Here is a 23,874-nt window from a genome sequence, read left to right as displayed (position 1 = left end):
TGCGAGCGGGCGATCCAGCGCGTCATGCGCCCCCGGCTTCGAAAAACTCGATGATCGCGCCGTCGGGAGTGCGTACGCTGAACAACAGGGTGCGCCCGATAGCGGCGACGTCGACCAGCGTCGGCGGGGTATGCAGCGCGTGCCCGCATCCAGCCACCTGCGCCGCCAGCGATGCGACGTCATCGACGGGAACCCGCAGCGCGAGCAACCCGATGTTGGGCGCCACTGCGCGTTCGGCATAATCCTCGCCGGCAAAGTCGATCTCGATCAGCTCGACCGAACCATCGTTGCGCCCCTCGGGATGGACGATCGCGACCCGGCGGCGCACCGCCCTGGCGTACGGCATCGGCAGCCCCAATACGTCCGCGCCAGGCTCCACCGCATCGTCGATCACCATGTCCATCATCACCTTCCACCCCAGGACGTCGGTGTAAAAGGCGATGGCGTCGCCAACGTCGCGCACCAATTGCGTCGAGTTGAAGATGCGGGTGAGCCGGTCCGCCGGCGGTAGCGCGATCTCCACCGCCTGCCGCGGCTCGATGATCGCCAGCACCAGTCCATCGGGGCCGCGTGCCACCACCTGGGTCACGTCGAACGCACCCATTACATAATCGACAGGGTTGCCGAACGCAGTCCAGCCGTGGCGCTCGACCAGCGCGTCATAGATGCCGCGCGCGTCGCGCGCGAAGAGATCGAGGTCGAAGATCCCGCCGCTGTCCCAGGTGCGCTGGCTGGGGCGGATCGGCTGCCTCCTGCAGCCCTGAAAGGAGACGAGCCGCAAGCTGCCCTTGGTTTCGCCCGGCGCCGTCAGCATGGCCTGCGCGATCCCCGTGCAGCCCGGCACGTTCCAGTAAGCCAGTTCCTCCGGCGTAGCGTAGGGCAAGTCGTGCCGCTGGTAGCCGGCAACATCGACCATCGCGGCACAGGCGCGATCGATGTCGACGACACTCCAGACGATTTCGACGAATCCGCTCATCCCGAACCCCAAGCGACAACCCGGCGAATGTGCCAGCGCGCGTGCGGGAAGGTACAGCGGCAGCGGTCCTGCCCGACTGGCGGACAGGGACAAGGTTGCAGACAGCGCCGTGCCCGCCGCCGCATAGCGTCGCGGCATGAAGGCAGTCCCATCCGCTCTGTCCCGCAGGCTCCAGGGGAGCATCGCCTATCGCGCCGGGGATGGCGCGCAGGTGGGCCGCGAGACGTTCGACCTGTGCTCGCATCCGGGCGGCCACATCCTGCGCGCTTTGTGCGTCCTCGACGATGTCGACCTGCTGCGCGACGTGACGCTATCGCTGGCGCACGACTGGCGGCCACAGGAAGGCTATTGCCGCGTCACCCGCGGGGGCCGCACCGAGGGGGTGCTGTGGTGCCGCGTTGAGCCGGACGGGGTGCGGGTCGACTCCAGCATCGCGGGCGAGGCAGCCCCCCAGCAGTTTATCCCGACCGAAGCGCCCCTGCCCTATCTCGGCCTCCACCCGCTTCAGGGCGACGCCCTGATCGTCGAACAGCGTGGCACGGACGATCCGGGCCGTTTCCGCCCGATCGCCACCGTCACCAATTCGGTATCGCCCAATGGCGACGAGGCGATCGGCGGGCGCCTGATGACCATCGACGCGGCATATGTCGGCGCCGAGGAGATCGAGGTCGCCGCCGGCCGGTTCGCCGCACGCCGCTATGCGCTGCGCTGGCGCGAGGACTGGCCCGCGGCCGACCTGTGGGTGCGGGCGCAGGACAATCTGTTCCTCCTGATGCGCTGGTCGCTGATCGAGACCTGGTACGAACTGGCCGAATGGAGCGAAGCATGACGGTGGAAGTAGCACTGTCCGAACGCACGGTATCCTCGCTGATCCGCGGCACGATCTTTGTCCGCGACCTCGCGCGCTCCTGCCGCTTTTACGCGGCGCTGGGCTTCACCCGGATCTATTATGAGGGGGTGCTGCTCGATCCGTCCGCCTCCACCATCCTCGGGTTTGCAGATCACGGGCCGCTCGCCCTGCGCATTTGCAAGAGCGACGATGGGCCGAACTACGGCATGATCGGGCTGTTCAAGATCGATCCCGCGCTCCAGCCCGGAACAGTGCCCATGGCCAGCGGACCGGCACGCATCGGCGAGGTTGCGCTGGTCTTCTACGTGCGCAGTATGGCAAGCACGCTGGACGCGCTTCGTGCGGCTGGCGCCACCTGGTCGCCCGAGCCGGAAATGTTCCGCATGCCGCACCGCGCGCAGCAGGAAGTCTGCCTACGCGATCCCGACGGCGTCCTGCTCAACTTGGTTGAGACCGATCCCGGCGAGCAGCAACTCACCGGCCGCGAAGGCGCTTAGAGGCCGGCGAAGAACCACTCGATCGCGCGCGCGACTCCGTCCGGATCCGTGCTCCGTTGGAAATTGTCGCCCCCCGTCACCGCGAGCGCCGCATCGGGCAGGGCCGCCCGCGCCCGATCGACCATCGCGTGGAAGTAATCGCCGGGCGAAGTGAGGATCAGCGCCGGGCACGCCAGCGCTCTGGCCCTGGCGACCGAGTCTCCACGCGCGACGGCGCGATACGCCTGCGCCCGGCCCCGCCACGCTCGCGCCATGGACAGCACCTCCTGGTGGAGCAGCTCGACGTCGCAACCCGGATTAAACTGCGCGGCGTAGGACCAGTTGGCAAGGAGATGGCTCCCGTCCGCCTGTGGATAGAGCGGGGTGCCGAGCCCGGCCTCCAGCGCCTCGCGTTCGTCGACGGTCATGAACTCCGCCCCAGCGAGAATGACCGAACGTACCCGCCTCGGCAGATCGGCGCCGAGGTGAAGCGCGAGGCTGGCGCCGGTGTGATGGCCAAAGATATGGAACGTATCGCAGCCGAGGCCATCCGCCACTGAGACGACCCATCCCGCATAGTCGGCGAGGCTCGGGTCCCCTTCCGGATCGAAGGAGCCGCCGAACCCCGGCGTGTCGATCGCCACCAGCCGGTTCGGAAGACGCAGCGCCCGAAGTAGCGGAACGTAGCTCGCGGACGAGCTCGCCGTCTGGTGCAGGAACAGGATCGCTGGATCGCGTCCCTCCACGACCCGACAATGCACCTGGCCATCGGGCAAGTCGACATAGGCCTTGCGCAGCGTTCGGCCGCTGCTCACAACCCCAGATTGCCCGGCGCGACCAGACCTTCCGGATCGAGCTTTGCCTTGATCGCCTTCACCAGGCCGAGCGGCGCCTTTTCCAAACGCCCGGCATAGGGATACGCCCGGCCGAGCTGGAAGTTGACCGCCCCATGCGCCACCAGCAGGTCGACCAGGTCGGCCTTCAGTTGCGTGACATAGGCGCGCGCCGTCGGATTGGCGGGGTAACGCGGCAGCCCCGCGAGATAGTCGGCCGGCACGGTGGCATTGTGATAGGCGGTGATCTCGTCGGGCCAGTAGATCGCGATCTCGTACAGGAACCCGCCCGATCCGATCGCCCCATACATGCCGCCGCACCACACGCCGTGCGCCTTCATATCGGCGGCGCGTGCTTCCAGCAGCGCCATATAGGCGGCGTGGAACGCCGGCACCGCCGAATGCGGCAGGTTGCCGTGCAGCGGCACCCAGCGCTCACCGGACGGCCCGAGCACGTTGTACAAGGGGGCGAACGGCGTGCCGCGCACCACCGCCGGCACGGTCGCCGCGATCTCGGGGCCCAGACCCTGGTTGATTGCTCGAATGCGGTGGAGCCGCGCCTTCACCTCGGCATCGTCGAACCCCTCGACGATATAGTGGGTCATGTACTTGGCAGCGCCGATCTGCCGCCGGGCGGTCAGCGCGGCTTTGGCAACCTGACGCACGCCGGCGGCCAGAGACGGCGAACTGCGCACGATCGACAGCGCCATGCCCAGCGTGGCGCCGGCCCGCTCCTGCCGCGCAATCTGTCCCTGCGACAGCGCGGCATCCAGCGCGAAATGGGTGTCCTCGATCCGCTCGCGGGCGATCAGCCGCATCGACTTGTGCATCGCCTCGAACGTCTCGAAGGCAAAGGAGATCGGCCGGTGGGTCGGCCGCCGCGCGATCACCGGCAGGGTGATACGCGCTTTGATGCCCAACGTGCCGCAATCGCCCGTGAACAACCCGGTCAGATCGGGTCCGAAGTGGCGCATGAAGGGCTTGGCGCCCACCGCCGCAGGGCCGGTACTCAGGATGCTGCCATCGGCGGTCACCACGTCGAACGACAGCACCGAATCCGCCGAGATGCCATAGGCCGCCGATCCGTGGCTGATCGTGTTCTGCGACATCGATCCGCCAACCGTGGCGGCAAGCCCTGAGAACGGTCCCCAGAAGGGCGTGCGCAGATCCTGCGCGGCCAGCGTATCGCGCAGCGCCGCCCAGGTGACGCCTGCCTCGACCGTGACATAGCCGTCGACCGAATTGATCGTCAGGATCCGGTCGAGTGCCCCCAGGTCGATCAGCAGCTGGCCCGCGTCGCGCGCGCTATAGCCGTCGGTATAGGAGGCACCGCCGCCGCGCACGGTGAAGCGCACGCCTTCGGACGCGGCAAGCTCCACCACGCGCTGCAGCGCTTCCACGCTCCCCGGCCGCACCACCGCCACCGGCATGGCGCCCGCGCGGAACACGTCCGTCGCACGCGCTTCCACGGCCGCACCGGTATGGACGTTATCCTGACCAACGATCTCGGTCAGCCGGCTCGCAAGGGAGGCCCGCTCCTCCACCGCGACGCTCATCCCTGCGCGATCTCTTCGATCACCCGACTATAGCCTTCGGCGGTTTCCTCGGCTTCCGCCTCGGCGGCTTCCTTGCGCATCAGGTAGAACAGGCGGTCGAGCATCGCCTGGCGACGCGCCTCGCGCTCCTCCAGCGCTTCCTGGCTGAGCTCGATCGTCTTCATGCCCTCGGCAAGGTCCAGCCCTTTGCTGCCGGCAACCCGCTGCATCAGGTCAATCTGGTCCGCGAGCACCGATACCTCACCGGCCAGGACCATGATCATCGACATCATCTGGTCTAGACCTGGCGTGTCGTAGAAGCTCGGCCGCTTGCCCTTGGCGCTGCGAAGCATGGGCGGAAGTGTCTGCGTCGTCATGATCTTCTATGCTTCCTCTCAGGCCTGCTTCTGCGCGATCAGCACTTCCCATCCGCCGCCGGGGGCGAATTCACCGGCGACGAAATCGCGCTCGGCGACGGAATCGGCGGCATCCTGGCTGTATCCGGCGGCCTCGCTCTCGGCGAACATCATCACCGCCATCGGTGCCGTGTCGAAGCGGATCGTCTCCGCCGGAAACCCGGCCTCGCGCGCCAGCTTGATCTGGTCCAGGTCGCGCATCGCGCCCCAGAACGGCTCGTTGTTATAATAGGTCTCGTTGTCGAGGATGAACTGGGTAAACGGGTCCATCAGGTCGAACGGCGGCAGATCGGCGTGGATCATGAAGCCGCCGGGCGACAGCAGCCGGTGGCATTCCTTGAAGATCTGCGGCATCGCCTTGCCCGACGTCTCGTGCAGCAGGATGTGGCTGACGATCAGGTCGAAATGGCCATCAGGGAAGTCGATCTTCTCGGCATTCATCTGGGCGAAGTTGACGTCCAGCCCCATGCCGCCGGCGCGGGCGTGCGCATAACGTACCTGCGGCCCGCCAACGTCGATGCCCCACACCTCCGCCTCGGGGAACAGCTCCTTGTAGGGCAGCGTCGAGTGACCAACGGTGCAGCCCATGTCGAGGATGCGGCGCGGCTTGAAGTCTCCGAGCCGCGACTTGATGTAGAGGCAGACCGAGCGACCCATGTCGTCATTGTCCGGGCCGGTATAGCCCATGGCGTAGAGGAACACGCCGCGGTCATACAACGCGCCGAGCCGCAAATCGTCGTTGCCGGGGCGCCCCGCATAGCCGCCGGGCATGCAGTGGATGTCGAGCGACGACACATACTTCGGCACCTGGAACGCCTCGTCGATGCGCAGCGTGCCTTTGTTGGTCGCAGCCGCTTCCTCGGCCCGCTCGACCAGTCCCTCGCCCTCGCGGTCGATGCTGTCGATCACGCTGTCCCAGAGCAGCTCCTGGCTGATCCGGTTCACCGCCGCATAATGCTGAAAATAGGTGTCCGGAACCATCGCCTTGCGGATGTCGTGACGGTCGGATGGTGCGCTGCCGGTTTCCTTTTCGAACCGCTTGGTGGCCCGCGTCCGATAGATCGGGCCCAGGCCGGGCAGGATGCCCTGTTGGATGAAGTGCTTGAGGCTCTTCACAAATTCCTGGCGAGCCGCTTCCTCAGGCGTTGCATCGGGCAACACGGCATGTCGGGCCTGCTGAAAAGTATTGAGCATCGGATCCGTCCTCTTCCGCCAGAAACCGGCCTCGGTCACCAAGGCCTCTGCCCAGCTATATTCGCCTGGTCCGAAAGCTAGAAGTCCCTCCGCGGCATGTGCCACGCGCCACCGCCGTTTGATCGCCAGGCGGTTACCGGCTTGCGCCCGGATCAATGGACGCGCGCACCGATCTCCCCGGTATCGAACTGGCTGACTCGTGCGCATGCCAGTCACGAAGACCGGCGCAACCGCTATCCGACTGCCGGACAGAGGTGACGGCTGTACCGTGGCCGCCCAATGCTTAGGGTTAGCATTTCGACGCCGCGCCTGCGGCCCTCTTGCCAGGAACGGCGAACAGGGAGTGAACCAGACACATGAATGAAGCGCTTGGCCGGATCTCGACGAGCATCGTCACGCGCTACGGCGCGGGGCAATTGGGGGCGCAGATCTTTCGCGACACGCCGGCGGTGCTGTTGCCGATGTTCATGACCACCATGCTTGGTGTGCCCGCATGGCTTGCCGGCATCGCGATCCTTATCCCGAAACTCTGGGTGATCCTCTGCGATCCCTTGGTCGGCGCCTATTCGGATCGTGCGAAGGCGCGCCATGGTCGCACACCGTTCCTGCTGGTCGGTGCGGTCCTGACCAGCCTCAGCTTCGTCGCGCTGTTCACGATCACCAGCTATTCGAACCCCTATGTCGCCGCGGCGGCGATCTGCGTGCTGTTCTTTGTCGCCTCGACGGCGTTCAGCCTGTTTTCGGTGCCCTATCTGGCCATCGCCTCCGAACTGTCGACAGACCCGCACGAACGCACCCGCATCATGGTGTTCCGCATGGTCTTCACGATCATCGGGGTGATGCTGGGCGTGGGGCTCGCGCAGCCTTTGATCTTCTGGCTTGGCGGCGGTGCGCATGGCTGGCACGTCATGGCGATCGCCTTTGCCGGCATCTGCTTGGTCTCGATGCTGGTCACGGCGCTCGGCCTGCGCCACGTGGCGCTGCTCCCCGGCGGCGAATCGCCGCCGCGCCTCCGCGATCAGCTCGCCCCGGTCTTCGCCAATCGGCCGTACACGGTCCTGCTCGGCACCACCTTCATCCAGAACATCGGCCAGGCCGCCAGCTATACGGTGATCGGGTTTATCTTCCTCTATGCGCTTGATGCAATCTGGCTGATTCCGCTGTTCGTGCTGTCGATGAGCCTGGGCAGCATCCTCAGCCAGCCCTTCTGGCTGTCGCTGTCGCGCCGCTTCGGCAAGGAGCGCTGCTATGTCGCGGGGTCGATCGGCTGGGCCGCGGTCACTGCGACCTGGTTCTATCTCCGCCCGGGCAACGACGTTCTGGTCACGCTGCCGCTCGTCGGTCCACTTGCGACGCAGCACGTCCTGGTCCTGGTGCGCGGAGTCTTCATCGGGGTCGTCAATTCTGGGTTCGTACTGCTCGCGCTGTCGATGCTTACCGACACGGTCGACTATCAGCGTCAGCGCTTCGGCGTTGCGCATGAAGGCGTCTTCTCCGGTCTATTCTCAGCAGCCGAGAAGCTCGCGTTCGCGCTTGGGCCGCTGGTAGGCGGAATCGTGCTCAGCCTCTTCGGCTTCCACAGCTCGACGGGCGGCGCCGTTGCCCAGAGCCCCCAAGCAATCACCGGCATCCTTCTACTGTATTCGTTCATCCCGGCGGGTGCGCAGCTGGCGAGTCTGCTGCTCTTCTCGCGGTACCGGCTGAACGGCAGCACGGCTGGAGCTCCAGTTCCTGCAGTCGCATGAGCGGCCGCGCTTTCCCTGTTTGAACGGAAACACCCATGCGGTTTGCCAATCAGAACATTCTGGTAACCGGCGGCACCGGCGGCATCGGTCGCGCCATCTGCCGCGCCTATGCAGCGGAGGGCGGCCGTGTGATGGTCGCCGACCTGGCGGAGGCGCCCGCTGCAGCCTTCGCCGACGAACTCGGGGGCGGTGCTGCGTCCTGCGCCCTCGACGTCACCCACGACGCAGCCTGGACCGCGGCGATGAACGCGATCGAAGCGCAGTTCGGCCGGATCGACATTCTGGTCAATAACGCCGGCTTCTACGCCCCCAACATCGCGTTCGAGGACATGACGATCGACGTCTGGCGCCGCCACTTCGCGGTCAACGCCGATGGCGCGTTCCTCGGCTGCAAGCATGCGATCCTGCGCATGAAGGCGTCGGGTGGCGGAGCCATCGTCAACATCGGCTCGGGCATGTCGATTACGGCCAATCCGGACGGTGCCGCATATTGCGGGTCAAAGGCGGCGATGCTCATGACCACGCGCACCGCGGCGAAAAGCGCTGGCAAGTACAACATCCGGGTCAACGCCGTGCTCCCGGGGGCGGTGGACACGCCGATGCTGATGGGAAATCTCCACAAGGACGGCGATCCCGCTGCCTATCTCGCCCTGATGGCCGGCTATTCGCCGATGAATCGCCTGGCCACCGCACAGGACATCGCGCACGGCGTGCTGATGATGTCGGATCCGGCGAGCCACGCCATCACCGGCGTGTTCCTGCCGGTTGATTGCGGCAACATGCCGGGCGCTTGACGCCCGGCACCCGGCTCAGTCCTGCACCCACTTGCCGGCGGTGTAGCCGCCGTCCACCGGCACGATCGCGCCGGTCATGAACGATGCGCGGTCGGAAAGGAGGAAGGCGATCGCCTCCGCCACTTCGTCCGGCTGGCCCCGCCGCCGCATCGCGTGCAGCGCGACGTTCTGCTCCAGGATCCGGCGCGCCTCGTCCGTGAAGAGTTCGGACGTCATCGGCGTCTCGATCAGCCCCGGACACACACAGTTGACGCGCACGCCGCTGTCGGAGAGGTCCACTGCCATGACGCGGGTGAGGTGGATCACCGCCGCCTTGCTCACCGCGTAGGCGAGGCTCTGATCGCGAGCGACCAGACCAAAGGTGGACCCGATGTTGACGATCGCGCCGCTCCGCCGCGCGACCATATGGGGCGCCACCGCCCGGCAAGTGGCAAAGCTGCCCTGCAGATTGACCTGGAGCACCGCGTCCCAATCGGCGGGCGCAATATCCAGGATCGTGCCGAGCCGGCCAATTCCGGCTGCGTTTACCAGCATGTCGACGCGGCCGTGAGTGGCGATCACCTCCGCGACCGCCCGGTCCACTGCCGCGCGATCCGCCACGTCCACAGCCATGATCGCCCCGTCGGCGGCCTGATCGAACCCGATCACCGTTGCGCCCAGCCCTGCGATCCGCCGGGCCGCCGCGCTGCCGATCCCGGAAGCAGCACCGGTGACCACCGCAATGCGTCCATCCAGCTCCATGCGCCCCACCCTTTTCCTGCTTGCGTGTTCCGTGGAAGCCAGCATGGCCTGTCCGGTGGGGCTGCAGCGCAATCATCCCGGCTCAGCCGGCAGGCGGTTAAATCGCAGTTTTGTGACGTCATTGACCGACAGGCGGCGAAATCCGCGAATATGCCTAACAGTCCCCGCTCGCATCGCCTGCAATGCCAGCGGCGATAGAAAGAGCTAGGGGCATACCGACATGGCTAACCGATTTGTACGATGCATGCTGCTTTCGACTACTTTAATTTCCTCGACCCTTCTGGTTACCCCCGCTCAGGCACAGGATGCCACCCCGCCGCAGGAAGCCCCTGCGGGCTCCGCCGACGGCGGTCTCGGCGACATCGTCGTAACCGCCCAACGTACCTCGCAGTCGGTCCAGAAGGTCCCGGTCGCCGTCACCGCGATCACTTCCGAGGCCCTGGAGAAGCTGCAGATCACCTCGGCCAAGGACATCGGCCAGATCGCGCCCAACGTGCAGATCACGACGACGACCGGGGGGTCGGCGGGCATCGTGCCGTTCATTCGCGGCGGCGGCGTTACCGACGGATCCAACATCACCTCCGAGCCAGAGGTCGGCGTCTATATCGATGACGTCTATCAGCCGCGCACCGCGGCGTCGTTCATCGAGGCGCTCGACGTGGAGCGGATCGAGGTGCTGCGCGGGCCGCAGGGAACGCTTTATGGCCGCAACAGCTCGGCCGGCGCGCTCAAGATCGTGACGCGCGAACCCGGGGAGACCACCCAGGGACGCATCGAGATTGGTGCGGGCAGCTGGGACGAATTCTACGGCAAGGCCGCGATCAGCGGGCCGGTCACCAAGGACGGCGATCTGCGCGCCGGCTTCTCCGGCATCATCCGCGACCGCGACGGCGGCCGCCAGTATAACGCCACCCTCGACAAGAAGGTCGGCGCCGAATCCTACCAGGGCTTTCAGGGCGACGTTGTCTACGACAAGGGCGACATCAAGGCCCGGCTGAAGGGCTTCTACTCACACCTCAGCAGCGATGGCCTTTACGCCGTCGGCCTTGATCCGACGAGCACTGAAACCGACTACAAGGCGATCCAGCCCACTTCGGGTTCGTACCGCGTCGTGAACTCCCCGCGCGAGGCCTACACCGATGTGCGCCAGTACGGCACCAGCCTCAACGTCACCGCCCAGCTCAGCAACACCGTCGAGCTCGCCTCGATCTCGGCTTGGTCCAAGCTCACCGATGCTTGGACGCTGGATTTCAGCGGCGGTACCCCTAACGCCGCGCTCGGCATTCCAGGCGAGGGATATACGGCGCAATATGTGAACACGTCCGCCAGCCACCAGACCGCGCTTAGCCAGGAACTCCAGCTGCGCGGCACCGCCTTGAACGAGTTTCTGTCGTTCGTCGGCGGCCTCTACTACTTCCGTGAGGCGGGCGCGCAGAACATCCGGACCGAGCTGTTCGGCAGTGAGATCCCGCACGAGTTCAACATCGTCACCAACAGTTACGCTGCCTTTGGTCAGGTCGGACTGCATTTCACGCCGGAGCTCACGCTGAACCTGGGTGGCCGCTACACCGAGGATCACAAATCGCTCGATGCGACCATCAGCGGCGTCCGGGTAGTCCGGCACGACAAGTTCAAGGACTTCCTGCCCAAGGCGAGCCTGGACTATCAGGCGCTGGATAACCTGCTCCTCTACGCAAGCTACAGCGAAGGCTTCAAAGCGGGCGGCTACAACGGGCTTTCCGATACCGCGGCCCAGGTGGACCTGCCGTTCGCCGCGCAGAAGGTCAAAGCCTATGAGCTCGGCTTCAAGAGCGAGTTCTTCGATCATCACGCCCGGCTGAACGTCTCGGCCTTTATCAACGACTACAGCAGCATCCAGCAGCAGCTGGTGACCGATGAAGGGGTCTTCCTTACCCAGAACTATGCCGCCCGGCACAAGGGCATCGAGGCGGAGCTGAATGTCCGGCCGATCCCTGCCCTCACCCTCTGGGCGAACGGCGTCTACAATGACGGCAAGTACAAGGAATCTGCAGACGAGGTCGCAAATGCGGCGAGCACCTTTGTCGGTAACGAGATGACCAACGTCTTCAAGTACCAGGCAACAGTCGGCGCGGATCTGTCGCTCGCGGCCGGCCCGGGCACGTTCCTGCTGGGTGCGAACTACAACGCCCGGTCTGACTATTACTCGACGCCCGACAATTCCTTCTACGGGCACGTTCCGGCGACGGACATCGTCAACGCCTATGTCGGCTATGACCTGGACGACTGGTCCCTCAAGCTCAACGTCAAGAACCTGACCGACGATCGTTACTGGACCACCGGTTTCGGCTTCAGCGTCATCCGTCCTCGCTTCCTCGGCGATCCGCGGACCTGGCGGGTGTCGCTCAGCAAAAAGTTCTAACGCTCGCTAAAGCTAGGGAAGAGGCGGGAGACTTCCCGTCTCTTCCCGGGACCGCCGTACGCTGATAACCCCGGCGCTGATCCGCCAGGACGCACCTGTCCTGGATCAACGTTCGCCCGCGCATCTCGACTGTTGATGACGTGGACGGCTTTCCATTCTCAAGGGCGTCGACGCCGCAATGTTCGTGGAGGAGTTGAAGCAGCCTAGTGAGCGCGGGAGGCAACTGAGCGCCGAGCTGGAGGTGAGTGCCATCCGCGAGGACGTCTCCGCGCTGCTCCACCCCGGTCTCGGTCCGACCTATCGAAGTCGAGGGTCCGTCCCGCGGAGGGGTTCGAGGTTGCGGCATTGAAGGCCCAGGCATTGAACGCATCGGCGCCCTCTTCGAGGCGGTGGTGCTCACGCGGGAAGACGGCAAGCTCGCAATCGACCTGTGCAGGGGCACAGGCGCCGTAGCCTAGTCTGGGTCCTTCCGCTGACGCGGCCCTGCCGCTGACGCCCCAACCGCAAGCAGCCCCGTCTCTGGTGAGGCGGGGCTGTTTTGTGTTTGGTTGCGGGGACATGCAGCCACTTTGATTCGCTGACTCGTTGCCTAGCCGGAAAGGGCCAGTCAGGGACTGGCAAGTGTTGACAAACGACGTTGGTGAAGCTGCCGTTGCGAGGTCAACTGGTCGGTCGGCAGCGATCGACGCCGCAGCGGCGTTCATGTCGCTGCAACAACCTCCCGGCGATCTTCCTGATGCCCTCCTTTCCCGCGGAGGCGATGGCAGCATCGACATCGTCTATGTTCTCAATGCAGATCTGGTCACATGTGGCTGGCAAGTCCGCAGAGATCCAGGTTCATCCGCTCGATGACGTAGTATGCCATCGACAGCCTGGCCTCGACCGCACGATTGCCATTGGCCTTTATGGATCATCGGCCCCCTTGCGCTGATTTTACAACCACCCCCGCTCTGGCACTGTCGGTCGGAGTTTGCCGACGCACAAAAATGCATCGTTGCTGCCGATCAGAACTGCACCGCCTTGGTCAATCCGCCATCGACCAGCAGATTGGTGCCGGTGGTGAAGCTCGCGGCCGGGCTGGCCAGGAAGACGACCGCCTTGGCGACCTCGTCAGGACGGGCCATGCGGCCGAAGGGGTTCTGCGCCATGCAGCGTTCGAACACGTCCGGCGCCTCGCGCTCGATCGAGCCCCAGACGCCGTCGGGGAAGTAGACATTGCCCGGCGAGACCGTGTTGACGCGGATGCCGTCTGCCGCATGCCGCTCAGACAGCGTCTTGCCGTAGTGGATCAGCGCTGCCTTGAGCACGCCGTAGGGCTCGGCGAACATGTCGACTTCGCGCCCCGACACGCTCGACACCAGCACCACCGACGCGATCGCCGACTCCCTGAGGAAGGGCAATGCAGCATTGGCCATCGCAACGCTGCCGAGGATGTCGGTCTCGAAGGCGCGGCGCCAGGTGGCGAGATCGCCGCCGCCGGCAAGCGCGCTGACATTCGGCACGACGATGTCGATGCCGCCCATGCGCTCGCCGGCCTCCGCGATCCAGCGCGCGATCGCATCGGCATCGGTCACGTCGACCGCACTGCCATGGCTGCGCTCGCCAAGCGCGCGCTGCGCGTCCGCGACACCCTCGGGGCTACGCGCGCAGAACGCGACCTCAGCACCTTCGGCCAGGAAACATTCGGCGATCGCGCGGCCGATCCCGCGCGATCCGCCGCTGACGAGCACCTTGGCGCCGTTCAGTCCCAAATCCATTTCTGATCTCCTTGGAGAAAAAAGAAGGGCGGCTTGCGCCGCCCTTCCGGGTTCGTGTCTCAGCTGCGAGGAGGCAGCGCAAAGGCGATGGTCTCATCGCCGTACCGGGTGCCAAGCGCGCCATGCCCGCCCGCGGTGATCACCACATACTGGCGACCATCGGCGCCGACATAGGTCATCGGCGTGGCGGTGGCGCCGGCCTTGAGCCGGTGCTGCCAGACCTCCTTGCCGGTCCGAGCGTCAAAGGCTCGAAGATACTGGTCGGTGGTCGCGCCGATGAAGACCAGGCCACCGGCAGTGACGATCGAACCGCCCAGGTTCGGCGTACCGGTCGGAAGCGGCAGGTTCCGCTGCAGGCCGAACAGGTTGTTGTCCCGCGCCGTGCCCAGCGTCTTGCGCCACAGGATCTGGCGCGTGTCGAGATCAATCGCGACCATCTCGCCCCAGGGCGGCGGCACGCAGGGCACCGTCGCCGGGCTCAGCCAGGCCCGCAGCGTCGCCAGATAGGGGGTACCCGCCTGGACACGCACGTCGAGCTTCTTGGCATTCTCGCCGCCGCTGCTCTTGCGCTTGAGCAGTTCCTTGCCCCGCGCGCTGTTGCGATCCACCAGCTCGAAGTAGAACGGCATGTTCATCGTGTTGACGAACATCACGCGGTTCTGCGTGTCGACCGAGGCACCGCCCCAGTCGGTGACCCCATCGAACGCGGGGTTGCCGATCGAACGGCTCGGCCCGATCGGCGTGAAGATCCCAGTGTTGCGAGCCCGTGCCAGGTCGATGCGACACATCAGCTGGTCGAGCGGCGTCGCGCCCCACATGTCCTGCGGCGTCAGCTTGGGCGGGGTGAGGCTCGGCATGCCGACCGAGAATGGCTGCGTCTTGGAGATGAAGGTGCCGGGGACCGCGCCGACCTGGTCGACGGGACGCTCCTCGACGCGAGCGATCGGCTTGCCGGTCGCGCGGTTGAGCATGAACACCTGACCCGTCTTGGTCGTCTGAATCAGCGCAGGAGTGCCATCCGCCGTGTCGAACAGCGACGGGCCGATCGGCGTGTCGAAGTCCCACATGTCGTCGTGGACCATCTGGAAGTTCCAGCGGAGCTTGCCGGTGGCGGCCTCCAGCGCGACGATCGACGAGCCGAAGCGGCGGTCGAAGGCGCGACGGAATCCGGTATAGTAGTCGGGCGACGGGTTGCCGGTGCCCAGATAGACGAGGCCGAGCTTCGGATCGCCGGTGATCGGGCCCCAGACGTTGGGGGTGCTGCGGGTATATTCCTGCCCTTCCGGCAGGCGCCCCGGCAGCGCGTCGGGCGAGCGGCCGACGTCCCACGCCCAGGCCTGCGTACCGCTGACCGGGTCAAAGGCGCGGACCACACCCGACGGCGCGTTGGTCGACATGTTGTCGATCACCCGGCTACCGATCACGAGCCGGTCATTGATGACCAGCGGCGTCGACGTCGAGACCTGCCAGCCCGGAGGCCAGGTGCCGGTCTGGTCGCGCAGGTCGACTGCGCCGTTGTTGCCGAAGCTGCGGCAAGGCTGTCCGGTCTCCGCGTCGATGGCGAAGATGCGGGCATCCATGGTGGGCAGGAAGATACGGGTCTTGCACTCCGCAGCCTGCGGCGCGGCATAATAAGCGACGCCGCGGCAGACGATGTACGGGTTGGTGCGCGGCAGCTTGGGATCGAACTTCCAGCGCGTCTTGCCAGTCGTCGCGTCGATCGCGAGCGCCATGGAATGCGGCGTGCAGGTGAACAGCGAGTTCCCGATCTTCAGCGGGGTCGCTTCGGAATGATATTCGCGACCCTTGTGGTGGATCTCGGTCTCGTCGGGACCGTCGCCGCTGTTGGAGATCCAGGCGACCTCGAGCTCGCGGACGTTGCCGGGCGTGATCTGTGCCGCGGCGCTGTAGCGCGAGCCGCCGGCATCATTGCCGTAGAAGCCCCAGTCGCTCGCGCCCTGCGGTCCTGCCGCGACGACCTGCGACTGGGCGCCACGTTCCGGGCCGAAGCTCGCAACCAGGATCAGCGCGACAAGCCCGATCGCCGCGATCGCGGTTGCCGCCTGGAAACCGCGCCACAGGCCGGTCGAGATCCTGGTGCGCGCCGGCACCGCCAGCGCCGGGATCAGGAACAGTGCGAGCAGCACGCTTGGCGCGAGCAGCCGTACTTCGAGCTTCCACGGGTCGCTGCCCGCTTCCCAGATCGCCCAGACAAGGGTGATCAGCCAGATGCCGAGATAGAGGAAGAAGCCGGACGGCTTGCGACGGGCCACCTGCACGCCGCTGGCGATCATCACCACGCCGACCAGCAGATAGTAGAGAGAGCCGCCAAGAACGGCGAGCCAGCCGCCGAAGCCAGCGAAAAAGACACCGAGCGCGATGAGCACGGCGCCGAAGGCGAGTTGCGCGATCCGCGCACCTTTTGAGACGTCCAATTGAGCCTCCGCAATTGCCACGGTCGCGGGACCCAAGTGGCGAAGCTTGACACTCCCGCGCGGCATGACGTGCGGGAGCACGACGGGCTTTCGGCCATGCTTTCAGCGAGCTCAAGCAAGCAGTGCGGGAGGTGCAAAACTTTCGTGCAGCGTGATTCTTGCTCACACGGTTGCGCAGAGCAGAACGCCTTACCGCCGAAACCCGAATCCCGCTGCTGTTCGACCAAGGGCGCCGACTTCGGTCACAGCGTCACGAACGCTCCCAGGCCGAGCACCGCAACCGTGTTCCGATCGGTGCGACCGCCCGGGTGGTGATAGAGCTGGAGATTGGGCCGCAGGCTGAAGGCGGGATCCACCACGATCGAATAGGCCAGCTCGGCCGCCCATTCGGCGCGCTGGGGTGAGCGGTCGGTCAGGCCCAGCGCGCGCTGGCGTGCCTCGACCTCGGTCAGCCGATCGTTGATCCGGGTGCGGCCGATCGCCAGGCCGATCTCGTCCTTGGGCCGGCCGCGCAGGATCCCCGACCAGGTGCCGCCGGCGACCAGGATCGAGCGGATCAGATTGGTGCGCCCGTCCGTCAACGTACCGCTCAGGAACAGGTTGAACACACCGCTGCCGTCCGCTGCCGGCGCGGTAAGCTGCTGCCGGGCGACGAAATAGCCGCCCCATCGCCCGCGTGCCTGCGCAAGCGGCAGGCCGGACAAGGCAGCATAGCCGCCGTCGACATCGCGCACGAGATCCTCGCTGCGCGACGTGTCGTGCCACACGCCGATCTTGTAGATGCCGGGGCGCCGCGCGTCGCCCCCCAGCTTCACGGTGAAGCCACGCTCGAGCGGGATCAGCGCGCCGGTCTGTCCCGCGGTGCCGAGGTAGAAGCCACGATCCTCGCGCAAGTTGGTGGGGTTGCGTTCGTAGACCCCGACCTGCGTGTAGCCGAGACCATCCTCCACCTTCACCCGCGCCCCCCAGACGCTCACCGGCGGGTTGTACCAGTAGTTGGGGGTGACGTGCCCCGGCACGATGCCGCAGAAATAGAGGCTCTCGAAGAAGCAGGGTGCCGTGCCGAAATCCTCGCCGATGCTCATGCGGCCAATCTTGGCCTCCACCTTCCCCAGCTTCTGGCGATAGAAGAGCTGCGACAACCGCCAGATCTGGCCGGCGCCGAAGATCGCCTGAGGCTGCTGGAGTACCTCCAGTCCGGCGGTCGCGTTGAGGTTGCGGCCATGGCGGTTGGTGACGAGCAGCTGGAAGGATCCGCCCTGGATCCCGGCGATCCGGTCGAGATCGGCCGTCGCCCCCATGGTCAACTGGCCGGCATATTCTACGCGCTCCTGTGTCCCGCCGCTGACGTTCCACGCAGGCATCGCGATATACTGGATCGTGGGCGTGATGCCGTTCGCCTCCAGCGCAGTGCGCACTCCGCCCCAGTCCCCCAGCAGATGCGGTGCAGGTGGCGGCGGCGCACCCGTGATCGCCGAGGGCGCCGGCCGGGGCGGCAGGGCCTCCTGCGCGGGCGCTTCGGCCGGCTCGGCGGATCCGGTCTGCGCCGGGGCGTGGGTCGGCAGGACCGGTCCGGTCTGCTCCGGAAGGGGTGCAGCAACGGACGCTGCCAGGGCCAGTATCAGCATGGCTTTCCTCCGGCGCGCCGGATCACGGCGGTCCTGCGAGCCTCAGGGGTGGAAGCAGGCGGCGCGCCAGAACGCGCCGCCGGATCAACGATTGGCCGAGCGGGGCACCCGCAGCACCAAGGCTGCGCCGATCAGCACGGCGGCGGTGATCGCATAGAGGCCGAGGCGGAGGTCGCCGCCGGCCGACACCAGCGATCCGATCACATAGGGCGAGACGAAGCCGGCGACGTTGCCAATCGCGTTGATCCCGCCGATGCCGGCGGCCGCCCACACGCCGCCGAGAAAGGCGGGCGGCAAGCTCCAGAACATCACGGTCGCGCTCAGCATGCCTGCCGCTGCGATCGACAGCAGCACAATCGAAAGCGTCAGGTCGTGTGGCACAAAGGAGGCGATCGTCAGTGCGACGGCACCCACCACCATCGGGACGATCAGATGCCAGCGGCGCTCGCGGTGGCGATCTGCCGAGAAGCTGAAGCCGAGCATGGCCACCATCGCGGCGAGGAACGGCAGGGTGGTGAGCATCCCGTTCATCAACGGACCGGTCGCGCCAGCGTTCTTGACGATCGTCGGCAGCCAGAAGGTGATCGCATATTGCCCCATGACCACGCAGAAGTAGATCGCGCACAGCAGCCACAGGCGCTTGTCGGCAAGGAACTGCCGGACCGAAAGATGCTCGGTTCGCACACCCGCATCCGCGGCAAGATCGTCGAGCACCTGACGCTTCTCAGCGGGCGACAGCCAGTCCACGTCGCTCGGCCGGTCGGGAAGGAAGCGGAAGGTCAGCAATCCCGCGATCATGGCAGGCAGCGCCTCGATCACGAACATCCAGCGCCAGCCTTCCCAAGCGGCGACGCCGGACATGTGCTCCATGATCAGGCCTGACAGCGGCGCGCCGATGATGCCGGCAAGCGGGATCGCCAGGAACATCGCGCTGTTCGCGCGCGAGCGCCGTGCCGCGGGGAACCAGTATGTCAGGTACAGCAGCGCACCCGGCGCGAACCCGGCCTCCGCGACGCCCAGCAGGAAGCGCAGGATGTAGAAGTGCGTCTCGGTTTCGACGAAGGCGAAGCAGGCCGAGATGAGCGACCAGCTGATCAGGATGCGCGCGATCCACCGCCGCGCGCCGACCTTGTGCAGCATCAGGTTGCTCGGCACTTCGAAGATCGAATAGCCGATAAAGAAGATCCCGGCGCCCAAACCATAGGCCGCTTCCGAAAAGCCCAGGTCCGAAGACATCTGGAGCTTGGCGAAGCCGATGTTCACCCGGTCGATATAGGCGGCAAGGTAGCAGAGCAGCAGGAACGGCAGGATGCGCCAGGCGATCTTGCCGTAGACGCCGCCGTCCACCGCGCCAGTGCCTGCGCGTAGAGCAGTGGTGGTCATAATCCTCTCCTTATCCGGCAGGCTCGATGTTTCGAGTCCCGCATCCGTTACGCGGCGAGCCACGCCTTGATGTTCTCGGTCATGGCCTGCGTCGAAATGCCGTAGCGATCGTGCAGCGTCGGCAGCGCGCCCGCGTCGAGGAACGCGTCGGGGAGCGCCACCTGGCGGAAAGGTGCGTGGACGCCGCCGCGCATCATCGCGCCCGCTACCGCCTCGCCAAGGCCGCCGGTGATCGAATGGTTCTCGGCAACCACCACGAGCCGGCCGGGCTTCGCACCCGCGGCGGCCAGGATCGTCTCCTCGTCGAGCGGCTTGATCGTGGGCACGTGGAGCACCGCGGCCTCGAGCTTGTCGGCGCGAAGCGCATCGGCGGTTTCCAGTGCGCGCATCGTCATCAAGCCCGACGAGACGATCAGCACGTCGGCCCCGTCGCGCAGCATTTTCGCCTTGCCGAGTTCGAACTGATACCCATACTCGTCGAGCACTGCCGGCACCTTGCCGCGCAGCAACCGCATGTAGACGGGGCCGCGATGGTCGGCGAGCGCGGTCGTCGCCTGCTCGATCTCGATCGCGTCGCAGGGATCCAGGATGGTGAGGTTGGGCATGCCGCGGAAGATCGCGAGATCCTCCGTCGCCTGGTGCGACGGGCCATAGCCCGTGGTGAGGCCCGGCAGCGCGCACGCGACCTTCACATCCAGGTCCTCTTCGGCGATCGCGAGGCAGAGGAAGTCATAGGCGCGCCGCGCGGCGAACACCGCATAGGTCGTGACCCAGGGCTGGAAACCCTCGCGCGCCATTCCGGCCGCCGACATCATCAGCAACTGCTCGGCCATGCCCATCTGATAGAAGCGGTCGGGATGCGCCTGCTGGAAGATGTGCAGGTCGGTGTATTTGCCCAGATCGGCGGTCATGCCGACGATGCGCGGGCGGGTCTCTGCGGCCTTGGCCAGCGCGTGACCGAACGGTGCGGCGATGGTGCGCTGTCCCTCGGCAGCGATCGAAGCGATCATGGCCGAGGTCTTGAGGCGGACGGGTGCGTTCATGGTCGGGTTCCCTCAGATCGCGCTGTTGACGGTGCCGCCCTGGGCGGCCCAGCCGGCGTCAACATCAGCAATCGCCTTGTCCCATTCATCCTCGTCGACGCGGATAAAATGCGTCTTCTCGCGCTGTTCGAGGAAGGGCACGCCGCGGCCCATCAGCGTGTCGGCGATGATGATGCGTGGCTTGGGCTCGCGCAGCTCGCGGGCGGTGTCGAAGGCGGCAACCAACGCCTCGATGTCGTTGCCGTCGACGCGCTGGGCATGCCAGCCGAACGCCTGGAACTTGGCGACGAGATCGGGATGGCCGAGCACGTCCATCGAGGGGCCGTCGGCCTGCTGGTTGTTGAAGTCGACGATCGCGATGAGGTTGTCGAGCTTCCAGTGCGGTGCCGAGAGCGCGGCCTCCCAGGTCGACCCTTCGCCGAGCTCGCCGTCGGAGAGCAGATTGTAGACGAAGCGGTCCGAGCCCTTGCGCTTGAGGCCCAATGCCATGCCGACCGCGATGCCGAGCCCCTGGCCGAGCGAGCCGCCGGAGATTTCCATGCCGGGCGTATAGGAGGCCATGCCCGACATCGGCAGTCGGCTGTCGTCCGAGCCATAGGTCTCCCGCTCGTCGAAGGGCACGATCCCGGCCTCGATCAGCGCGGCATAGAGCGCGATCGCATAATGGCCGATCGAGAGCAGGAAACGGTCGCGGCCCTCCCATTCGGGCTCGTCGGGCCGGTAGCGGAGCGCACGAAAATAGGAAACCGCGAGCACATCGGCGACGCCAAGGGCCTGGCCGACATAGCCCTGCCCCTGGACAGCACCCATGCGCAGGGCGTGCTTGCGAATATGATAGGCCCGTTCCGCTAGCTGGCGAACGGGCATGTTGGCGGCGGCAACGGCGCTCACTTCTGGCTCCTCTCGGCAATCCGTCCCTTGCGGACGGTCCTGTCGTGAGCTGAGTAGACGGCGGCGGCGCCGATCAGACAAACGCTATGTTTGCACCACAGATGAACTGGGTTCATGTGAGCCCATGCATATCAGCCTTGGTGCCTTGCACGTCTTCGATGCCGCGGCTCGCCACCTTTCGTTCAAGGCGGCGGCGGAGGAGCTCAACCTCTCGCCCAGCGCAGTCAGCCACGCGATCGCCAAACTCGAGCGCGATTTGGGTGCGCTGCTGTTCGATCGCGACGGCCGCCAGCTCGCGCTGACGCTTGACGGGCGTACGCTGCACGGCCCGGTGGAGGAGGCACTGGCGCTGGTGCGTTCGGGGATCAAGGCAGTAGCAAGCCGCCAGGCCGAGGTCCTTCGACTCCACGCCGCGCCGAGCTTCGCCGCGCAGTGGCTGACCCCGCGGCTGCACAAGTTCCTCGCGACCAATCCCGGCATGGAAGTGCAGATCGCCGCCGACACCGACTACAGCCGCTTCACCAACGACGAGTTCGACGCCGACATCGTCTATGGCATGCGCGAACAGGAAGGGCTTTCCGTTCATCCGCTCGGCGAGGAGCGGATCCGCCCGCTGTGCACGCCCGCCCTCGCCACCCGGATCAAGACGCCGGTGGACCTGCTCGGACACATGCTGATCTGCAGCACGCTCAAGTCGGTGCAGTGGGACAGGTGGTTTCGCGCCAACGGAGTGCAGCCAGGCCAGGGCTCGACCATGCGCTTCGACCGGAGCTTCATGGCGATCAGCGCCGCCGCCGATGGCCTCGGCATCTGCCTTGATTCGACTCGGCTCGCCGAACGCGAACTGGCGAACGGGCGGCTGGTCGCACCGCTGGAGGGACGGAGCGAGGACCTGGCCGAGACCGGCCATTACCTCGTCTATCCCAAGCGCAACGCCGACCGACCGATCGTGAAGGCGTTCACGCGCTGGCTGCTCGACGAACTCGCCGGGTCGGCGGACGCGGGCTGAGCCCGCGCCGCGCGCCTCAGTGGATCAGCATCCCGCCGTTCACGTCGAGCGTAATGCCGGTAAGATAGCTCGACAGGTCGCTGGCGAGATAGAGCGCGGCATTGGCGACGTCGTCGGCGCGGCCAAGGCGGGCGAGCGGGATGCCGGCGCGAATCTCGGCTTCCTGCGCGTCGCTGAGCTTGCCCGCGGTAATGTCGGTCGAGATCAGCCCCGGGGTGATCGAGTTCACCCGCACCTGCTGCGGCCCGAACTCGCGCGCCATCGCCTTGGCGAGGCCGAGCACGCCGGCCTTGGCCGCGCTGTAGTGCGGACCGCCGAAGATGCCGCCGCCCCGCTGCGCCGACACGGACGAGATGCACACGATGCTGCCGCCGCCCGCGCGGATCATGTGCGGGATCACCGCCTGCGAGCAGATCAGCGTGCCGCGCAGGTTGACGTCGAGGATGCGATCGTAGTCGGCCCGGCCGATCTCCAGCGTCTTCACCGGCTGGGTGATGCCGGCATTGTTGACGAGAATGTCGATCCGCCCGAACTGCTCCGCTACGGCGGCAACCGCAGCGGCGACGGCGGTTTCGTCGGCGACGTTTGCGCCGAGACCCAGATGCTTTGCGCCAAGAGACTCGGCTGCCGCCGCGGCACTGCCCGGATCCAGGTCGATGATGGCCACCGTCGCGCCTTGCTCGGCGAAGGTCCGGGCCGTAGCGCGGCCGATACCGCGAGCCGACGCGGCACCTGTGACGATTGCAACCTTTCCCGAAAGCAGCATCAAACTCTCCATCGATCTTGACCGCCGGCCTGATGCCGACCTGCTGCGACTATTCATCGCCCGCCCGAAGTAGATCAAACGCATGTTTCACATCTTGGATGAAGGAAACTCACTCCGGGCGAAGGGAATGCCCCGCTGCGAAAGGCGGAACGGGAGCATCTCGTGGAGGCGCTCCTCGGCGCTTTTTTTTTTCGGTGCCCAGCCTTTCTGCGGGATGTCGGATTACACACCCGTGCATCCGGATACCTCGTCGGGCCGACGTTTCGTTCAGCCAACACAAAAGGCTGAGGCATCAGATGCGGCGGTCAGCAAGCAATCCGCAAGGCCCAATGCGCCCGCCCTCCGTTCGGCTGCTTGGAGTGCTCGCTGCCGGTCGCGGACAGACCAGTTTCCACTTATCGTACTTGCGGCAGCCACCTGATCGAACGGCAGCTTTCGGAACCGGTGGGCGATGGCCTCTGCTTCTAGGGGAGCGGGAAGGACGTTCTGAACGGTGGAGTTTGGGTCCTCACCACAATCCGCTGGCGCTTCAGCGTAGACTCAACTCGTGATTATGACTCGTCCGCTCGCGTTACTCAGCCCAGAGAACCGAAGAATACATCGCTATGGACGACGCCAATGCCAACGCACTCGCCGTGCTCGGCATCGATCAAGTACGACTGGCCGCCGTCAAATTCGTACCACCAATCCGGCTCACCGGGTATGGGTGCATCGTCGGCCGTCACGCGCCACAGATCCCGGCCCCCTAACGCGACCCGTACAGCCGCTTGAGAACCTTCCCGCCAAGCGGCGCAACCGCGCTTGTCGGCGTAAGCCCGGGCGGCCGCGACTGCCTCCCTGCGCAGGGGCACAGCCGCCGTAGCGCCGTCTGCGCCCTGCTGCTGACGGCTCAAACGCAAACAGCCCCGTCTCTGGTGAGACGGGGCTGTTTTGTGTGTGGTTGCGGGGACAGGATTTGAACCTGTGACCTTCAGGTTATGAGCCTGACGAGCTACCGGGCT

Annotated in this window: 20 protein-coding genes; 6 read left to right on the top strand and 14 right to left on the bottom strand. The window is 66.0% G+C overall.

What is annotated here, in order from left to right:
* Positions 1 to 22: 22 nt before the first annotated feature.
* Positions 23 to 976 carry a VOC family protein gene (locus tag LK533_RS07605; protein ID WP_229362193.1) on the bottom strand — a complete coding sequence of 318 codons (954 nt, stop codon included), beginning with the start codon at positions 974 to 976 and terminating at the stop codon, positions 23 to 25.
* Positions 977 to 1,112: 136 nt separating this feature from the next.
* Between LK533_RS07605 and LK533_RS07600 the strand changes: the two genes are divergently transcribed.
* Both LK533_RS07600 and LK533_RS07595 read left to right on the top strand, forming a co-directional pair.
* Complete coding sequence (locus tag LK533_RS07600; RefSeq protein WP_229362192.1) at positions 1,113 to 1,805, top strand: hypothetical protein; 693 nt, start codon at positions 1,113 to 1,115, stop codon at positions 1,803 to 1,805.
* On the top strand, positions 1,802 to 2,323 hold the full coding sequence (locus LK533_RS07595; protein ID WP_229362191.1) for a VOC family protein: 522 nt from the start codon (positions 1,802 to 1,804) through the stop codon (positions 2,321 to 2,323). The genes LK533_RS07600 and LK533_RS07595 overlap by 4 nt, the downstream gene beginning before the upstream one ends.
* Here the strand turns inward: LK533_RS07595 and LK533_RS07590 are convergent.
* The 4 genes from LK533_RS07590 to LK533_RS07575 are packed head-to-tail and all read right to left on the bottom strand — an operon-like array spanning position 2,320 to position 6,280.
* The gene (locus tag LK533_RS07590; RefSeq protein WP_229362190.1) at positions 2,320 to 3,117 is read right to left on the bottom strand and encodes an alpha/beta fold hydrolase; all 798 of its coding nucleotides are present in this window, start codon (positions 3,115 to 3,117) and stop codon (positions 2,320 to 2,322) included. The two genes, LK533_RS07595 and LK533_RS07590, sit on opposite strands and share 4 nt — an antisense overlap.
* A complete protein-coding gene (locus LK533_RS07585) occupies positions 3,114 to 4,691 on the bottom strand; it encodes an FAD-binding oxidoreductase (RefSeq protein ID WP_229362189.1) in 1,578 nt (525 codons plus the stop codon). The genes LK533_RS07590 and LK533_RS07585 overlap by 4 nt, the downstream gene beginning before the upstream one ends.
* Entirely contained in the window at positions 4,688 to 5,047 is a 360-nt protein-coding gene (locus tag LK533_RS07580) for a hypothetical protein (RefSeq protein WP_229362188.1), read from the bottom strand. The genes LK533_RS07585 and LK533_RS07580 overlap by 4 nt, the downstream gene beginning before the upstream one ends.
* Before the next feature lie 18 nt (positions 5,048 to 5,065).
* Positions 5,066 to 6,280 carry a class I SAM-dependent methyltransferase gene (locus tag LK533_RS07575; protein ID WP_229362187.1) on the bottom strand — a complete coding sequence of 405 codons (1,215 nt, stop codon included), beginning with the start codon at positions 6,278 to 6,280 and terminating at the stop codon, positions 5,066 to 5,068.
* A 356-nt stretch (positions 6,281 to 6,636) separates the two neighbouring features.
* On the opposite strand from LK533_RS07575, the gene LK533_RS07570 reads away from it, so the two are divergent.
* The gene (locus tag LK533_RS07570) at positions 6,637 to 8,025 is read left to right on the top strand and encodes an MFS transporter (RefSeq protein ID WP_229362186.1); all 1,389 of its coding nucleotides are present in this window, start codon (positions 6,637 to 6,639) and stop codon (positions 8,023 to 8,025) included.
* Positions 8,026 to 8,060: 35 nt separating this feature from the next.
* Entirely contained in the window at positions 8,061 to 8,819 is a 759-nt protein-coding gene (locus tag LK533_RS07565; RefSeq protein ID WP_229362185.1) for an SDR family NAD(P)-dependent oxidoreductase, read from the top strand.
* 15 nt (positions 8,820 to 8,834) lie between these two features.
* Here the strand turns inward: LK533_RS07565 and LK533_RS07560 are convergent, their stop codons facing one another.
* The gene (locus tag LK533_RS07560; protein WP_229362184.1) at positions 8,835 to 9,560 is read right to left on the bottom strand and encodes an SDR family NAD(P)-dependent oxidoreductase; all 726 of its coding nucleotides are present in this window, start codon (positions 9,558 to 9,560) and stop codon (positions 8,835 to 8,837) included.
* A gap of 244 nt (positions 9,561 to 9,804) precedes the next feature.
* Between LK533_RS07560 and LK533_RS07555 the strand changes: the two genes are divergently transcribed.
* A complete protein-coding gene (locus LK533_RS07555; RefSeq protein WP_229362183.1) occupies positions 9,805 to 11,961 on the top strand; it encodes a TonB-dependent receptor in 2,157 nt (718 codons plus the stop codon).
* 1,004 nt (positions 11,962 to 12,965) lie between these two features.
* On the opposite strand, the gene LK533_RS07550 is transcribed toward LK533_RS07555, so the two are convergent.
* From LK533_RS07550 to LK533_RS07525, 6 genes are all read right to left on the bottom strand, one after another.
* On the bottom strand, positions 12,966 to 13,718 hold the full coding sequence (locus LK533_RS07550) for an SDR family NAD(P)-dependent oxidoreductase (protein ID WP_229362182.1): 753 nt from the start codon (positions 13,716 to 13,718) through the stop codon (positions 12,966 to 12,968).
* Positions 13,719 to 13,777: 59 nt separating this feature from the next.
* Positions 13,778 to 16,153, bottom strand: a complete 2,376-nt coding sequence (locus LK533_RS07545) for a membrane-bound PQQ-dependent dehydrogenase, glucose/quinate/shikimate family (RefSeq protein WP_229362181.1) — start codon at positions 16,151 to 16,153, stop codon at positions 13,778 to 13,780.
* 242 nt (positions 16,154 to 16,395) lie between these two features.
* Complete coding sequence (locus LK533_RS07540; protein ID WP_229362180.1) at positions 16,396 to 17,781, bottom strand: carbohydrate porin; 1,386 nt, start codon at positions 17,779 to 17,781, stop codon at positions 16,396 to 16,398.
* Between the two features lie 84 nt (positions 17,782 to 17,865).
* On the bottom strand, positions 17,866 to 19,164 hold the full coding sequence (locus tag LK533_RS07535) for an MFS transporter (RefSeq protein ID WP_229362179.1): 1,299 nt from the start codon (positions 19,162 to 19,164) through the stop codon (positions 17,866 to 17,868).
* Between the two features lie 47 nt (positions 19,165 to 19,211).
* A complete protein-coding gene (locus tag LK533_RS07530; protein WP_229362178.1) occupies positions 19,212 to 20,207 on the bottom strand; it encodes a transketolase family protein in 996 nt (331 codons plus the stop codon).
* 12 nt (positions 20,208 to 20,219) lie between these two features.
* A complete protein-coding gene (locus LK533_RS07525) occupies positions 20,220 to 21,098 on the bottom strand; it encodes a transketolase (protein ID WP_229362177.1) in 879 nt (292 codons plus the stop codon).
* Between the two features lie 124 nt (positions 21,099 to 21,222).
* Between LK533_RS07525 and LK533_RS07520 the strand changes: the two genes are divergently transcribed.
* On the top strand, positions 21,223 to 22,107 hold the full coding sequence (locus tag LK533_RS07520) for a LysR substrate-binding domain-containing protein (RefSeq protein WP_229362176.1): 885 nt from the start codon (positions 21,223 to 21,225) through the stop codon (positions 22,105 to 22,107).
* A 16-nt stretch (positions 22,108 to 22,123) separates the two neighbouring features.
* Here the strand turns inward: LK533_RS07520 and LK533_RS07515 are convergent, their stop codons facing one another.
* Positions 22,124 to 22,873, bottom strand: coding sequence for an SDR family NAD(P)-dependent oxidoreductase (locus tag LK533_RS07515; RefSeq protein WP_229362175.1), 750 nt, complete (start codon positions 22,871 to 22,873; stop codon positions 22,124 to 22,126).
* Positions 22,874 to 23,448: 575 nt separating this feature from the next.
* Positions 23,449 to 23,598: a hypothetical protein gene (locus LK533_RS07510; RefSeq protein ID WP_229362174.1), complete on the bottom strand. Its 150-nt coding sequence runs from the start codon at positions 23,596 to 23,598 to the stop codon at positions 23,449 to 23,451.
* Positions 23,599 to 23,874 lie beyond the last annotated feature (276 nt).

Origin of the sequence: Sphingomonas sp. PL-96 (assembly GCF_020707215.1) — a bacterium.
Classification (GTDB): Bacteria; Pseudomonadota; Alphaproteobacteria; order Sphingomonadales; family Sphingomonadaceae; genus Sphingomonas.
Note: the sequence above shows the minus strand (reverse complement) of the source record. Positions and strands in the feature narration are given on the sequence as shown.